Annotated in this window: 10 protein-coding genes and 1 pseudogene; 2 read left to right on the top strand and 9 right to left on the bottom strand. The window is 75.1% G+C overall.

The genetic code is table 11. The annotated features are described in order from the left end of the window. Nucleotides 1-22: 22 nt before the first annotated feature. The gene (locus tag C9F11_RS21395; RefSeq protein ID WP_138960789.1) at nt 23-1255 is read right to left on the bottom strand and encodes an ATP-grasp domain-containing protein; all 1233 of its coding nucleotides are present in this window, start codon (nt 1253-1255) and stop codon (nt 23-25) included. Nucleotides 1256-1382: 127 nt separating this feature from the next. Here C9F11_RS21395 and C9F11_RS21400 point away from each other — a divergent pair, with 127 nt between their 5' ends. After that, on the top strand, nt 1383-2684 hold the full coding sequence (locus C9F11_RS21400) for a glycosyl hydrolase (protein WP_138960790.1): 1302 nt from the start codon (nt 1383-1385) through the stop codon (nt 2682-2684). A gap of 34 nt (nt 2685-2718) precedes the next feature. On the opposite strand, the gene C9F11_RS21405 is transcribed toward C9F11_RS21400, so the two are convergent. From C9F11_RS21405 to C9F11_RS21440, 8 genes and pseudogenes are all read right to left on the bottom strand, one after another. Then, nucleotides 2719-3816 carry a GNAT family N-acetyltransferase gene (locus C9F11_RS21405; RefSeq protein WP_138966805.1) on the bottom strand — a complete coding sequence of 366 codons (1098 nt, stop codon included), beginning with the start codon at nt 3814-3816 and terminating at the stop codon, nt 2719-2721. Between the two features lie 17 nt (nt 3817-3833). Next, nucleotides 3834-4478, bottom strand: coding sequence for a lipopolysaccharide biosynthesis protein (locus C9F11_RS21410; RefSeq protein ID WP_249401823.1), 645 nt, complete (start codon nt 4476-4478; stop codon nt 3834-3836). Next, the gene (locus C9F11_RS21415) at nt 4471-5619 is read right to left on the bottom strand and encodes a glycosyltransferase (protein ID WP_171075806.1); all 1149 of its coding nucleotides are present in this window, start codon (nt 5617-5619) and stop codon (nt 4471-4473) included. Before C9F11_RS21415 ends, C9F11_RS21410 begins: the two co-directional genes overlap by 8 nt. 194 nt (nt 5620-5813) lie before the next feature. Continuing rightward, nucleotides 5814-6542, bottom strand: a pseudogene (locus C9F11_RS21420) (polysaccharide deacetylase family protein); the annotation flags it as partial. After that, on the bottom strand, nt 6532-8289 hold the full coding sequence (locus tag C9F11_RS21425) for a lipid II flippase MurJ (protein ID WP_138960792.1): 1758 nt from the start codon (nt 8287-8289) through the stop codon (nt 6532-6534). The gene C9F11_RS21425 and the pseudogene C9F11_RS21420, both read right to left, overlap by 11 nt. Further along, complete coding sequence (locus tag C9F11_RS21430; RefSeq protein ID WP_138966811.1) at nt 8286-9605, bottom strand: O-antigen ligase family protein; 1320 nt, start codon at nt 9603-9605, stop codon at nt 8286-8288. Before C9F11_RS21430 ends, C9F11_RS21425 begins: the two co-directional genes overlap by 4 nt. Nucleotides 9606-9680: 75 nt before the next feature. Then, entirely contained in the window at nt 9681-11237 is a 1557-nt protein-coding gene (locus C9F11_RS21435; protein WP_138960793.1) for a sugar transferase, read from the bottom strand. Next, entirely contained in the window at nt 11234-12397 is a 1164-nt protein-coding gene (locus C9F11_RS21440) for a glycosyltransferase (RefSeq protein ID WP_138960794.1), read from the bottom strand. The genes C9F11_RS21435 and C9F11_RS21440 overlap by 4 nt, the downstream gene beginning before the upstream one ends. An 814-nt stretch (nt 12398-13211) precedes the next feature. Between C9F11_RS21440 and C9F11_RS21445 the strand changes: the two genes are divergently transcribed. Continuing rightward, nucleotides 13212-13451 carry a chaplin gene (locus tag C9F11_RS21445; RefSeq protein WP_030683987.1) on the top strand — a complete coding sequence of 80 codons (240 nt, stop codon included), beginning with the start codon at nt 13212-13214 and terminating at the stop codon, nt 13449-13451. The last annotated feature ends 205 nt before the right edge of the window (nt 13452-13656 follow it).

A 13656-nucleotide genomic window follows, 5' to 3' on the forward strand; every position in this document is an offset into this window, starting at 1 on the left:
GCTTTTCGCATGTCCGGGCCGCTCAGCTCCCGAGCCGCTCCGGTTCCCGTACGCCGGTCCGTGACGCCGGTACGGCACGCGCGCGTACGCGTTCACGCAGCCGCCGCGCGACATTGCGGCCCCACAGGCTGCGCAGGGCCGTGCCGGGGGCGCGGTCGTCCGGGGCGTGCCAGGCCAGCTCGCGCGCCGTGCTCTGGTGCGGGAGGAGCGCGCTCAGCGGGGCGTAGTTCTCCACCAGGAAGGTGCGGCCGGGCAGGGGGCGCGGCGTGGACAGGGGGCGGTGCGTCAGGTCCAGGTGCAGCGCGCGTACGACGTCGAGCTCGGCGCCGTCGGCGAAGAGGCGGAACTGGGCGCCGGGGCGCGGGTTGAAGTCGAGCAGGTGGTACGTGCCGGTGGCGGCGTCCTGGCGGAAGTCGAGGTCGAAGACGCCCCGGTAGCCGACCGTCGTCATGAGCCGGGCGGTGAGCGCCTCCAGGGCGGGGTTGGGCACCCACTCGCCGCGCACGGTGATGCCCGCCGCGCGGGGCCAGGCGCGCAGCTTGCGCCCCGTGCCGCCGCCGTGCACGCGGCCGTCGCGGCCCACGTACCCGTGCACGAACCAGTCGCTGCCGCCGCCCGCCGCCACGAAGGCCTGGAGCAGCAGGGGGCTGCCCGCCTCCGCACCGCGCTCGAACAGGGCCGCGGCCTCGCCGGGGGAGCGGACGACCACCGTGCTGTGCAGGCCCGCGTCGCGGGGCAGACACCAGGGACGGCTCCACTTCGCCACCGTCGCCGGGCCGAGGCTGCGGGCGACCGCAGCGGCCCGGCTCGCCGAGTCCGGCAGCTCGGTCCGCGGGTGCGGTACTCCGGCGGCCGCGCACAGCTCGGCGAGCGCCGCCTTGTCCGCCACGCTCTCCGCCGTGCCGGGTGCCATCGCGGGCAGCAGGAACCGGTCGCTCAGCTCGGTCCGCAGGGCGCTGACGGCCAGGGCGCCCGCGTCGTCCAGGGGGATCAGGACGGCGGGCCCGCGCAGGGTGGCGGCGACGCGGAGCAGCGCGGCGGCCACCTCCGCCGGGGGCGCGGCGGGCCCGGGCGGCGGGTGCATCCGGTGCAGATAGCGCGAGCGGGCCACCGGGCTGTGCGCGTCGGCTGCGACCAGGTGCACCTCCACTCCCGCACGCCCCAGGGAGCGCACCGCGCCCAGCGTTCCGTGGTGGAAGGAATTCCTGTCGATCCGCAGCAGGACCGCGGGGATGCGTGTATCCAGACGCTGCACTTTCGCCCTTACTGTCCGATCGCCCAAAGGGGCGATCTGTCGGCGCGGAGGATTAGGAGCTCGATTGGCGCAATAAACATAAAAATGACTGAGCGTCAGTAAGCGGAGGCGGAATCGAGGAGCAGGCATGAGGACCCGACACAGTCATCGACGCGGTAAACGCGCGGTCTTTATCGCCGCCGGAGTCATTATGTCGGCCGTGCTGGCCGCCGGGCCGGGATACGCGGTGGACGTCCGGCGTGCCGACGACCCGCCCCCGCCCGCCACGCCTGCGCCGGCCGCCCCGGCGACCCCCGCGACCCCGGCGACCCCCGAGACTCCGGCGACCCCGGCCACCCCTGTGCCCGCGAGCCCGGTCGCTCCCCGGCCGCCCGCCGCCCCCGCCGTGCCGTCGCCCGCCGAGCCTGCCGAGCCTGCCGAACCCGCGGGAGCGAGCACCTTCGGCGCGTACGTCGACTACGGCTCGCGCGGCCCCCGCCGGATCAAGGAGCTCAGCGAGTGGCTCGGCGGCGCGGAGCTGCGGGTCGGGCACACGTACCTGCCGGGGGACCGGTGGAGCAACATCGAGGGCGCGCCCGACTTCCTGGAGAGCTGGGCGGACTGGCGCAAGGAGAAGGACGACCGGCTCTTCGTGCTGAACGTGCCGATGCTCGACCGCAACGAGGAGGGCGTCGGTGACTACGCGGTGCGCTCGCTGCTGCGCCGGGGCGCGGCGGGCGAGTTCGACGAGCACTACCGGGTGCTCGCGCGGCGCCTGGTCGACCTCGGGGTGCCGGACACGGTCCTCGTGCTCGGCTGGGAGATGAACGGCATCACGTACACGCACCGGTGCGCTCCCGACCCGGAGTCCTGGAAGGCGTACTGGAAGCGCATCGTCACGGCCATGCGCGCGGTGCCCGGGCAGAAGTTCAGGTTCGACTTCACGCCGAGCCGCGGCCGGGACGCCGTTCCCTGGACCGAGTGCTATCCCGGTGACGACGTCGTCGACATCATCGGCATGGACTCGTACGACCAGCCGCGGGGCATGGCGTTCGACGAGCAGGTGAGCGAGCCGTACGGGCTCCAGCACCACGTCGAGTTCGCGGCGCGGCACAAGAAGGCCATCTCGTATCCCGAATGGGGTCTGTTCCGCAACGGGGACAACGCGGAGTACATGCGTCGCATGCTGGCCTGGATGGACGACAAGCAGCCGCTCTACAACACCATCACCGACTACTGCCCGCACGGCGTGTGGCAGTGCTCCACCAACCCCCGGTCCTCGCGGGTCTACCGCGAACTCCTCACCGGACGCGGGGACACGCCGCCGAAGCCGACCGAGCCGAAGCCGACCCCGACCGAGTGTTCCCCGCTGGACCTCGGCGACTGGGTCGAGTACTGGCTGGGAGGCAAGCTGTGCCTGCGCTTCGACTGGTGGCGCAGGGACCGCTGAGGCGGACCGCACAGTCGGTCGCGGTGGCGCGGACCTACTCGGGGGCCGCGTCACCGCGACGCTCACGCCGGGCGTCGAGCAGCCGCTTGCCCCAGCGGCGCCCGGCCGCCGAGGCGGCGGCCGCGGCGAGCAGCGGGGCCGTGCCGGTACCGGCCAGCAGATAGCGGCGGTTGACGACCGGGTCGGGGCGCCAGTGCCGCTTGTAGGGCTCGGTGCCGCGCAACAGGCTGAGCGTGCGGGGCCGTTCGCCCGCGGTGTGCCGGGTGCAGGCGTCCAGGAGCATGGTCGCCACGTCCGCCTTGCGCTCCCGCAGCAGCGGATGGGCGCCGTACAGATAGCCCCCGGCCAGGCCGCCGGACAGGAGGGTCAGATCCGCGGCCATCACCTCGCCGTCCAGGCGGAACTCGGTGACGACCGCCTCGCCCGCGGCGACCATGGGCCGCACCGAGCGGATCAGATGCTCCCGGAAGCGCGGCCGCAGGTGCTCGGTGGTCACCTTCCGCCCCTCCCACTGGAGTTGGTGCAGGCGCAGCAGCGTCGCCAGGGACTCCGGTACGTCCTCCGCGGGGACGACGTGTGACTCCACGCCGAGCTTCGCGAGTTTGCGCAGCTTGGCGCGGGTGCGCTGGGCCCGGGGCGTCGGCAGCCGGGCGAGCAGCTCCTCCATGGGCAGCGGGGGGAGCTCGAGGCACGGCGAATCGTCCACGACGTGCCGGGGCCCGCGCCAGCGCGCGTGCACGCGTTCCACACAGCCGCCCGGGCGGACCTCGCGGAAGTCGAGCAGGGCGCCGCGCGCCAGGCCCGCGAGGCCCTCGGTCAGGGCGTGCAGGCCCTCGTCGGCGGCCGTTTCGTCGAGCAGTACGTCGGTGAAGTCGGAGATGGCGCCGCCCAGCGGGGTCAGCACGGGCAGCGGGCCGCGGGCCCGCATGAGGGGCGCCGCCGCGACCAGCTCCTCGCCGTCCCGTACCAGCAGGACCCGCAGCCGCCCCCGGGTGCCGTACGACTGCCACCAGGAGGACAGCCAGGCGTGGCTCTGGAACGGCGTCGCCGCGTGGCAGGCCCGGTAGAGCCGCCCCCAGGGCGCGCCCAGGCGCTCGAACTCCTCCTCCCGTACGCAGAGTTCGACCGCCATCCGGCCGGCCGTCGCCGTCACACCGCGTCCCCGGCCAGGACCGGAGTCGGCGCGGGCACGGCGGCCGTGCCCGCCCGCGCGGCGGGGCGCCGGGGCCTGACGAGGAGGGCGAGACCGCCGAGGAGGCCGCCCGCGCTGGTGCCGACCAGGGCGCTCACCGGCGTGGACACCGACGAGGGCGCGGTGGGCTTCAGCGCGCGCGAGAACGGGAGCAACTTGATCTGGGTGCTCTTCTTGGTGTGGTTGGCGCTGACCGTGAGGGAGCGCGCCACGGCGTTGGCGGTGAGTGCGGCCTCGCCCGGGTGGGCCGAGGACGCGGTGATGGCGATCATCGGCGCGTCCGGCGAGGTCGCCACGCGCACGCTGTCCTTGAGCTGCGTGGGCGACATGCCCGCCGCGACCTGGGCGTCACCGAGGACGGCCAGCTGGGTCGCGACCCGGCCGTAGGCCTGCGCGTAGCCGATGGCCGTCGAGGGGTCCGCGCGCTCCTGCGGCACGGCGATGACGTAGCTGGTCGCCGCGTACTGCGGGGTGTGCAGGACGCCGTACGCGCCGCCCGCGGTGGCACCGAGCAGCGCGCAGGCGGGCAGCGGCCACCAGCGGGGCAGCCGGGCCAGACGGGCGCGCGCGGCACCGGACCGGGCGGGGAAGGGGTTACGCATCGAAGGTCACCTCCGAGGTCGAGCCGGAGAGGGCCGACTCGTAGACGTTCATCAGCTGCCCGGCGCTGCGGGCGACGCTGTAGTGGTGGGCGGCGGGCGGTGCCGGGCGGGGCGCGGTGCCGCGCGGGCGCAGGGTGTGCAGCGCGCGGGCGAGGGCGTCCGGGTCGCTCGGGCAGGGCATGGCGAGGCCGCGCTCGGCGCAGGGACGGGCGTCGATGGCCGGACAGTCGGCGTAGAGCACGGGAAGCCCGCTGGCCAGGCCCTCCAGGAGGGCGAGCCCGAAGGCCTCCTCGGGCGAGGGGGAGGCGAGCGCGTCCATGGCCGACAGGAGGGCGGGCAGGTCGGTACCGTCCGACGGGGTGGCTTCGGGCTCGTGCCGGGCCTCCCCCGCGAAGCGCACGCGGCCCGAGATCCGCAGCCGCTCGGCGAGCTCCCGCAGCTCGGCCTCCTGTGGTCCCGTGCCGACGAGCACGGCCAGGACGTCCTCCGGGAGCTGGGCGACGGCGCGCAGCAGGACGTCGAAGCGCTTGCCGGGCGTGAGGCGGCCCACTCCCCCGACGACGTAGGCGTCCTCCGGCAGGTCCAGACGGCGGCGTGTGATCGCGCGGGCGGCGGGGTCGAAGCGGAAGCGATCCGCGTCGATGCCGTTCGGTACGACGCTGATGCGCTGCCGGGGCACTCCCCACCGGTGCAGACGCCGGGCGACCGCGGGTGACACGGCGACGGTGACGCGGCCGAGGCGCTCCCCGGCGAGGTACAAGGCGCGTACGCCGCTCGTCAGGGGCCGCCCCTCCATCTGGGACTCGCCCAGCGAGTGCTCGGTGGCCACCACCGCGCGAACGCCCGCGAGGCGGGCGGCGATCCGGCCGTACAGACAGGCCCGGTACAGATGGGTGTGGACCACGTCGTAGTGCCCGGCGCGGATCAGCTTGGTGAGCCGGGGCAGGGCGGACAGATCGCGATTGCCCGACATGCCGAGGTGGGTGACGCGGGTGCCCTCGGCCATGATCTGGCGGGCGACGGAGCCGGGGTTGGTGAGCGTGACGACGTCGCAGCTGGCGGGCAAGTGCCGCAGCATCAAACGGAGTTGCTGCTCCGCGCCGCCCATGCCGAGGCCGGTGATGACGTGCAGGGCCCTCACGGTTTCACCGTCCTGGGTGGCGCGGCTGCCGTGTTCGAGGTGCCCCGAAGGTCGGACGTCGTGTTCGAGGTGCTGCGAGGGTCGGCCGCCGCGCCCGCCGATGTTTCACGTGAAACACGCGCACGCGTGGCTGTTTCACGTGAAACATGCCCGCAGGGCGCACCCGTCGAAGGGCTCCCCGCCGTCGGCAGTGTCCTCCCCCGCGCCTTGTTCAGGCGCTCCTTCAGCCACAGCCGTACGCCGATGTCCTGCTGTCCGATGTGGACGCGCGGCAGGGCGAAGTCCCCGGTGAGCGGGCCGGAGTCGATGGCGCAGGCGTAGCGGTACCCGGCCGCGCGGACCGCGTCCCGGACCCGGGCGTCGACGTACCCGTACGGATAGCAGAAGCCGTCCACGGGGGCGCCGATGAGCTGGACGAGGGCGCTGCGGCTGCCCGCGATCTCGTGCTGGAGCTGCTCGTCGTCGGCCCGGGTGAGGTCCACATGGGTCAGGCTGTGCGAGGCGACCTCCATGCCGCTGTCGTGCGCGGCGCGGATGCCCTCGGCGCCGAGGAGGGGCTTGCGCGGGCCCAGCGGGTCCCAGGCGTTGTCGCCGTCGAGGCGGCCGGGCAGGACGAAGAGCGTGGCGGTGCAGCCGTGACGGTGGAGCAGCGGCAGGGCGTTGTCCACGAAGTCCTGGTAGCCGTCGTCGAAGGTGAGGCCGACGAGCCCGTCCGCGCGGCCCTCGGCGCGGGCGCGCAGCAGCTCGGCCATGGACACCCCCGTGAGGCCGCGGCGGCGCAGCCGGGCGAGGTGGGCGTCGAGGCGCTCGGGGGTGACGGTGATCCGGTACGGGTCGTCGGGGCAGCGGTCCACGGAGTGGTACATGGCGATCCACGACCGTGTGGAGGCGGTGCGGGCGGCGGGTCTGGTGTCAGCGGTCATGACGCGAAGCCAGCTTTCGTAGGGCGGGGCCGAGGGCGGAGACGGCGGAGACCAGCGGGCCGACGCGCAGGAACCAGGCCACGAGGACGAAGGCCAGGAACACGGTCGGACCGCAGGCCAGCAGGGCGGGCACCGGTGCGGTCAGGGAGCGTGCGCAGAGCGCGCCCAGGAGCGTGGCGACGGTGGCGGCGATGACGAGCCCGGCGAGCTCCGCGACGACCTTGGGGATGCGGATGGGGACGGTGCGCGGGCCCATGCCGCGCAGCAGCAGTGTGGCCGTGAGGGAGATGCCGATGGCGTTGGCGGCGGCGATCCCGTACACCCCGAAGGTGCCGACGCTCAGTACGCCGAGGCCCGCCGTGGCGACGATGCCGAGGCCCATCGCGGTCAAGGGCGCCCAGGTGACGCGGCCCCCCGCGAAGTAGGAGCGGGCAAGGGCGCCGACGAGGGTGTGGCCGAGCAGCCCCAGGGAGTACACGCGCATGACGGAGGCCGTGGCGGCGGTGTCCTCGGGGGTGAACGCGCCGCGCTCGAAGAGGAGTTGGATGAGCGGGTGCGCCCCGGCGATCACGGCGGCCGCGCCGAGCAGCACCACGCACCCGGCCATCACGACGTCCCGCTCCACGCGGTCCCGTGCCTTGAGGGTCTGCCCCTCGGCCTGCCACCGGGCCAGGACGGGGAACGTGACGGTGCACAGCATCAGGGCCAGGGCCATCGGCATCTGCGCGACCTTCTGCGCGTAGTTCAGATGCGAGATGGCGCCGCCGGGCAGCGACGACGCCAGGAAGCGCTCGATGAGGACCTGCGACTGGCGGCACAGCGCGAAGAGCAGCACGGTCCAGATGACCGTGGTCCGCAGCCGGGACGACGTCGGCCCGGTGAGCGTCCGGGCGGTGTCCGTGCCGCAGTCGCGCCGCAACTGCCGCCACAGCGAGGGAACTTGCGCGACCACCATCAGCGCACCGCCCAGCGCGACCCCGGCCGCCGCCGCCCGGACCCCCCACCGCGCCGCGAGCAGGGCGAGCGTGGCGATGATGGCCGCGTTGTAGACGACGTAGATCAGGGCGGGAACGGTGTAGCGCTGATGGGCGCGGAGGGCGGCGCTGCAGTAGCCCGCGAGGCCGAACGAGAAGGCGCAGGTCGCCGTCAGCCTCGTACAGTCCACGGCGAGCCGCTGGTCCGGCAGGCCGGGGGCCAGGGCCGCCACCACCCAGGGCGCCGCGAGGGCGAGGGCCAGGGCGGCGGCCGTGAAGCACAGGCACATCCGGGGCAGCGAGGCGGTGACGAGGGCCCGCACGGGGTCGCGTCCGGCGCCGCGCCCGCGCTGGGCGAGGGCCAGACTGAACGCCGGTACGAGGAAGAAGGCCAGGCCGTCCTCGATGAGGAGCGTCGCCGCCATCTCCGGCACGGTCCAGGCCACCAGGAAGGCGTCGGTGTCGGTCCCGGCGCCGAAGAAGTGCGCGAGCGCCTGGTCCCGGGCGAGCCCGAGCAGCGACCCGGCGACGGACAGCGCGGCGGTGACGAGCGCGGCCTTGGCGAGGAACCGCCCGCCCCGCGCGGGCTCGGCAGCGGCGGAGGCGGACCCGGCGTCAGCGGGAGCCTTCCCCCGGCCGTCGGGGGCGGCGGGCACTGCCTGCCGACCGTCGGCCCGCTCCCCGGCGGGCCCCTCGTGCGGTCGTACGTCGACGGGTGCCTCCCCGGGAGGCCGCAGCGCTCCCGTGTCCCCGCCCCCGGAGGCCGTGATCATGGTGTCGGCACCTCCTGCCGCCGCATGTGGTCGCCGACCCCCCACCAGGCCGCGACCCCGAGGACGATGGCCGTGAGGACCGTGGAGGGCCCGCCGATGTCGGCGTACAGGAAGTCGACCAGCTGCCACACGAGGAGGCCGCAGGCCAGGAGCGCGCAGTCGAGGCGGTCGCCGGGCGCGGCCGCGGACGGCGCACGCGTGCGGGCCCAGCGCCGCAGCCCGCAGGCCAGGAGTCCCGCCCAGCAGCCCGCGAGGGCGCACAGGCCGAGCAGCCCCTGTTCGCTGAGGATCAGCAAGTACATGTTGTGCGGGGACAGGAGCGGCTGGCGGGCGAAGCCGTGGCCCGCGCCCGCGGTGTCGCTGCCGGAGGAGAGCGCGACGGAGGCGTGGCTGTCGCGGTACTCGGGGAAGCCCTTGAGGCCCACGCCGGTGACCGGGCGCTCGCGCCACATGTCGAGCGAAGCGGCCCACATCGTGTACCGGTCGGTGACCGACTGGTCGGGCGCGTCGGCGACCTCGGTGATGCTGCCGAGGCGCTGCTGCAACATCTGCGAGCCCACCCCGAAGCCGCCGACGAGGACCACGGCCGCGGCGGTCGCGGCGAGCAGCACGCGCAGCGCCCGCCGCACCCCGGCGAGCACCAGGACCACGCCGCAGGCCGCGGCCGTGGCGATCCACGCGCCCCGGCTGAAGGACAGGGCGAGCGGGACGAGCAGCAGCACCGCGCAGGTGACCGCGGTGGCGCGCTGCCGGGGCGCGCCGTCGCGGAAGGCGAGGGCGAGGGCGCAGACCACACCGAACGACACGACGGTGGCCATCCCCATGACGTCGGTCGGCCCGAACGTGCCGACCGCGCGGATGTCCTCGCCCATGTACGAGGCGCCGGTCCCGGTGACGTACTGGTGCACGCCGAGCGCGCCCTGCCACCCGGCGAGCCCGACGAACGACCAGGCCACCAGGCGTACGTCACGGCCGTCCCGGAGCAGCGCGAGGACGGCGAGCGGCACCAGGACGAAGACCTGGAGGTAGCGGGCCGCCCCGGCCAGCGCGGCGCCGCCGGTCGGCGCGGCGCACGCGGCGGCGGTGACGCCGACCACGGGCAGGCCGAACAGGAGCGCGGCGGTCCGGGTCAGCGGGCGCCGCGCGGAACGTGCGGCGGTCAGGACGCACAGCGCCACGACGAGCCCGGAGGCCACGTCGGCGACCGTGATCTGCGGTCCGTCGCCGGAGGCCCCCGCGGGCACCGGAAGCGCGAGCAGCGCCACCACGGCGACGATCGGCAGCACGGGCGCGGCCCGCCGCACGGCGGGCACCAGTGCGGCGAGGTACGGCGGCGCGGGGACCGACGCGGGCGGCGGCGCCAGCGCGTGATCAGCGACGGGCACCGTGGGTCAACTCCCCGAGTGTCGTACGAGACAGCCCACCGTGCGCAGCAGGATGCACAGGTCCTGCCAGAACGACCAGCTGTCGATGTACGCGTTGTCGAAGCGGCACCGGTCCTCGATGGAGGTGTCTCCGCGCAGGCCGTGGATCTGGGCGAGCCCGGTGATGCCGGTGGGCATGCGGTGGCGGAGCGCGTAGTCGGGGTACTTCTGGCTGAACTGGGCCACGAAATAAGGGCGTTCGGGGCGCGGCCCGACCAGGCTCATGTCGCCGCGCAGCACGTTCCACAGCTGCGGCAGCTCGTCGAGGGAGGTGCGGCGCAGGAAGCGGCAGTACGCGCTCATCCGGTGCTCGTCGGCGACGCTCCACCGGGTCGCGGCCTCCTGCGGGTCGGCGGGCCGGTGGGTGCGGAACTTCAGCAGGGTGAACGGACGGCCGCCCTTGCCGACGCGCTCCTGGCGGAACACGATGCCGGGGCCTTCCAGGCCGCGCAGGAGCGCCGCGCACACCAGCAGGACCGGCGCGGCGAGAACGAGGAGCGCGGCCGACACCAGCACGTCCAGGGCGCGCTTGCGCAGGCTGGTGCGGAGCGGACCGCCGGGCGGCAGCGGGCGGCACGGGAACCCGGCCACGTGCTGGTGCCCCGCGGGGGCCGGCACCGGGGCGAGCTCCCACAGGTCGCAGCCGAGGGCGCGCAGGGCGGGCAGCCAGTGCTCGCGGGAGTCCGTACGGCCGGTGGCGATCAGCACGGTGCGGACGTCGTTCTGGATGGCGGCGCGCTGGAGTTCGTCCAGGGTGGCGAGCACCGGCAGGCCCGGTGCCGTCTCCTGGCCCTGGGCGGCGAGGTCGGCGGGGTCGCAGACGACACCGACCGGGCGCATCCCGCACCGGGGCTGGCGCAGCAGCGCGGTGGCGACCGCGCGGGCGCGGGGGCCGTGGCCGAGGACGAGCACGGGCCGCGGCCCGCGCGCGAGCGCCCCGCGCAACCGCGCGTACACCAGGGCCCGGCCGACCGTGCTCAGCGCGCAGTGGGCCGCGCACGCCGTCACGAGCGGGACGGGCGACGGGGAGGCGAGCGGGGCGAGCGACGGCAGGACGGGAAGGCCGGACAGGGAGGCCGCGCACGTGGCCGTCACGCACCAGGCGACCGCCACGCGCCCGCCGAGCGAGGGCAGTTCGTCGAGCGCGCCGGGCATCCGCGCGGGCCGGTACAGACCGCCGTGGGCGTGCAGCGCGACGACGGCCGTGGTGAGCAGCGCCATCGTGGCGGCCCAGGAGACGAGGGTCCAGGGAGCGGCCGCCGCCCAGTCGGCCGCGGCCCCCGGCAGGGGCCGGGACCCGGCGGCATCGGACACGGCGTACGCGCACACACCGAGTGCCGCCGCGGCCCCGTCGACGGCCAGCAGCGGCCAGGCGACGCGCCGTCGGCGCGCGGGCCGCCACGGGCCGTGCCCGACGCGCTTGGCCAGCGCCTCCCGGGGCGCCACGACGACGGCCGCGGCCGGGTCCTGCTGGTGCTGTCTCAGCTCCCCTGACGAGGTGACGACGGTTCGTTCCGCACTCACGGGTTGGTGCACTCCCTGTCCTTCGTGGCGGCCGCGTACGTGGGGGGTGCCGTGCCGAGCAGTTCGCGGTAGACCTCCTCGATCGCGCGGGCGGTGTGCCGCACGTCGTGGTGGTCGAGTACGTGGCGGCGCGCCCGGTCCCCGAGCCGGTCGCGCAGCGCCCGGTCCCCGAGGAGGGCGATGAGCGCGCGGGCCAGGGCGTCCGGGTCCTCCGGCGGCACCAGGGCATGGGGCACGAGGTCGGGCGGCAGGCTCTCGCGCGCGCCGTTCACCTCGGTGACCACGACGGTCCTGCCGCACGCCATGGCCTCCAGCGGGGCCAGCGCCATGCCCTCCCAGCGCGACGGCTGGACGACCACGTCGGCCGCGCGGTACCAGGGCGCCGCGTCCGGCACCGCACCGGCGAAGAGGACCGAGCCGTCGGCGCGCCCCCGCAGGGCCTCGGCGTCCGGCCCGTCGCCGACGAGGGCGAGGCGGGCGGCGGGCAGCGCCGCGGTGACGGCAGCCCAGGCCCGGAGCAGCACGTCCTGCCCCTTCTGGCGGCACAGCCGCCCCACGCACACCACCAGCGGCGTCGCGGCGTCGCGGGCCGGGGGCAGCGGCAGTTCGGCCCGGCTCGCCTCCCTGCTCCGGGGCGGGAACCGGTCGACGGCGATGCCGTTGGGGACGACCCGGGCGGTGCCGCCGACGCCCGCGCGCAGCCCGGTGTGCCGCTCGGCCTCGCTGACGCACACGAGCCGGGCCGTCCAGCGCGCGCCGTGCCTCTCCCAGGCGCGGGCGAGCACCGCCGTCACCCCGCCGACGGCCTCGAACGACCAGGCGTGCGGCTGGAAGACGGTGGGCACGCGCCCGCGCACGGCGAGCCGCACGGCGAGGCCCGCCTTGGCGCTGTGGGCGTGCACGAGGTCGGGACGTACGAGGGTCACGACGCGGTCGAGCTCGCGGACCTCGGACCACAGCGAGGGCCCGGGGGAGCGGCTCGCCGCCCAGGCGTGCCCGCTGCCGCCCGCGAGCACGCCTCCCGGGCAGGCCACATGGACGTCGAGGCCCGCGGCGCGCTGGGCCTCGACGAGGTCCAGGACCACGCGCGCCACGCCGCCGTCCACGGGCTGGCTGACGTGCAGGACACGCGGGGGAGGGAGGACCGACGGCTGCGGCATGCGCGATTCCTCTGGGTGGGTGCGAGGCAAGGTGCGTTACCGCCGCGCGTCGACGGCCGCGGTGGTCCCGGCCCGGAGGGTGCCGCGCGGCCCGGAGGGGCGAGGGCCCCCGAGGGGGCGGGGTCCGATGGCGGAACGGGCCCCGGCGAGGCGGCGGCGGCCCGGTGCGGCCGTCCGGGTGACCGCCCGGCGGTAGGTGATCGCGGGGGCGGCGGCGCGTACGACCGCTGTGCGGCGCGGCGCGTGATACCTCTTTGCCGACCCACCGTGTTTCTCCCCGCCACCGGGTGGCGCGGCCGCCGCGTGCCCGGACACCAGCGGGAACGCGGTGCACGGCAGCGGGACGGCGAGGACGCGACGCGGGCCCGGGGAGTGGCACATGACGGCGTTGGCCTTCCGGAGTGGGAGGAGCGGAGAAACGCTGGAGCACGGAGGCGGGCGTGAGGGGGAGTGCGGGGGCGAAGGCGGGGCTAACCGGGTGAATATGCACATTTGTGGCATGAGCACATCTATGGCTGAAATTCCTCAAGAGGAAGCGCAACTGTAGCGGGAGCCAAGAGCCTTCTCCGTGACCCGGCCGCGTGTGTCGAAACTGTGAAGCGGGTGGTCAATTCGCTGGCTGGAGAGGGTTCGTGGACGTGAGCCGCCGGTGTGAGTAACACGGCGAGGCAACACGGTGACACGGCTGTCACCGAAATGGCTCGCCCCATCCATCACCCGTCCGGGGCACAACCGACCGTCAGGCATGGCCGTTGATCCACGCGCCGGGCATCCCGCACGGCACAAGCGTCATTTGACCAAGGAGCAACTCTCCATGTCGCGTACCACCAAGGCTCTCGCCCTCTCCGCCGTCGCGGCCGCCGCCGTGGCCGGTGGCGCCGGTGTCGCCGCCGCCGACAGCGGCGCGCAGGGTGCCGCCACCAACTCCCCCGGTGTCGTCTCCGGCAACGTCATCCAGGTTCCGGTGCACGTGCCCGTGAACGTCTGCGGCAACACGATCAACGTGATCGGCCTGCTGAACCCGGCGTTCGGCAACACCTGCGTCAACGACTGAGCTGACGCCTTCTTCGGTACGGCCGCCCCGCAGCCTGTGGGGCGGCCGTTTCCATGCGCCGGCGACGCCCGCGCCCCGTGCCGCGTCCGGGTGAGCGGCGGAGGTGGCCGTTCCGGCGTGTCGGCCCCGCATCGTCGGCGTGTCGCGCCCTCCGGCGCGTACTCGAATGGCGGGTAGCCGCAACGCCCAAGAGCCGCCCCGCACT

Source organism: Streptomyces sp. YIM 121038, assembly GCF_006088715.1.
Lineage (GTDB): Bacteria > Actinomycetota > Actinomycetes > Streptomycetales > Streptomycetaceae > Streptomyces.

Excerpts from the sequence above, each read along its gene's own strand:
- C9F11_RS21400 (WP_138960790.1), top strand. The coding sequence starts at position 1,383 with ATGAGGACCCGACACAGTCATCGACGCGGTAAACGCGCGGTCTTTATC.
- C9F11_RS21405 (WP_138966805.1), bottom strand. The coding sequence starts at position 3,816 with ATGGCGGTCGAACTCTGCGTACGGGAGGAGGAGTTCGAGCGCCTGGGC.
- C9F11_RS21410 (WP_249401823.1), bottom strand. The coding sequence starts at position 4,478 with ATGCGTAACCCCTTCCCCGCCCGGTCCGGTGCCGCGCGCGCCCGTCTG.
- C9F11_RS21425 (WP_138960792.1), bottom strand. The coding sequence starts at position 8,289 with ATGATCACGGCCTCCGGGGGCGGGGACACGGGAGCGCTGCGGCCTCCC.
- C9F11_RS21440 (WP_138960794.1), bottom strand. The coding sequence starts at position 12,397 with ATGCCGCAGCCGTCGGTCCTCCCTCCCCCGCGTGTCCTGCACGTCAGC.
- C9F11_RS21445 (WP_030683987.1), top strand. The coding sequence starts at position 13,212 with ATGTCGCGTACCACCAAGGCTCTCGCCCTCTCCGCCGTCGCGGCCGCC.